2 protein-coding genes and 1 pseudogene are annotated in these 824 nt (G+C 55.9%); all 3 read left to right on the forward strand.

Translation table 11 applies throughout. The annotated features are described in order from the left end of the window. Positions 1–154 (forward strand): annotated as a pseudogene (locus DM374_RS34190) (DUF6708 domain-containing protein); the annotation flags it as partial. Further along, positions 151–306 carry a hypothetical protein gene (locus tag DM374_RS33390; RefSeq protein ID WP_157969815.1) on the forward strand — a complete coding sequence of 52 codons (156 nt, stop codon included), beginning with the start codon at positions 151–153 and terminating at the stop codon, positions 304–306. The pseudogene DM374_RS34190 and the gene DM374_RS33390, both read left to right, overlap by 4 nt. 44 nt (positions 307–350) lie before the next feature. Next, a partial coding sequence (locus tag DM374_RS33965) for a DUF6708 domain-containing protein (protein WP_318531829.1) occupies positions 351–824 on the forward strand: 474 nt, incomplete at its 3' end.

An 824-nucleotide genomic window follows, 5' to 3' on the forward strand; every position in this document is an offset into this window, starting at 1 on the left:
TATCTGCACCTACATGCAGCAAGGCCCCGATGCACTGCCGCCACCTGGCCCACCGAAAGACCACGACGATGTGGGTTTCAATATCGCGTTACTGCTGGCACCCAAGGTCAAATGGCCCGCCGATATGGACCTGGAGTCGAGGACGGCACCATGAGTGATATGCCGATGGAGTTCGTTGCTCTCGATATTCAAGCCATCAAGCGCGAAGTGTCTTATTGGCTCGACAAAAAAGATGAATCCGGCGTAGCCCAACTGATCGTGAAGGAAGACAAGACTCAGGGCGCGCGGGGTCGGGGTTTCATATGAAAAGGCCTGGATTGGTTCCGCCTTGCTCGGGGTGGCAGGAGGATTTGCACCATCCTGACCACCCGCCGTTCGCAGTCCCGGCGCTCGGGCTCGACACGCCAAACTATCAGAGTGATGTCTTTTTAGAGCTTCCACGTACATCGGCAACTTTAAGAGGTTTACTTATCTGGCTCGCGCCGTTTCAAGGCATTCTGACCGGAGATCTATTGCTGAGCTATCTGACAACTGAGCGTGTGCTGAGAGCCGAGGATTGGATCGCCTTCCTCTTTGGTGTTTCCGTCGGCCTTTGGTCATTTCTTTTTTGTATGAAAATTGAATTAGCTCCGCCTAGGGATATGCCCCTGCGTTTCAACCGCGCCCGCCAACGCCTCTACGCCTACAACTTCAACTACCGCTGGTGGAACCCTTTTGAACGCTGGCGGGTCGAGCCGGTGGCCTACGACTGGTCACAGGTCCGCGCCGAGCGCTGGCTAAAGCGTGGTGCAACTTCGCATGGGGTCGTCATCAAGGGCGGCGTG

It is taken from the genome of Pseudomonas huaxiensis, from assembly GCF_003231275.1.
Lineage (GTDB): Bacteria > Pseudomonadota > Gammaproteobacteria > Pseudomonadales > Pseudomonadaceae > Aquipseudomonas > Aquipseudomonas huaxiensis.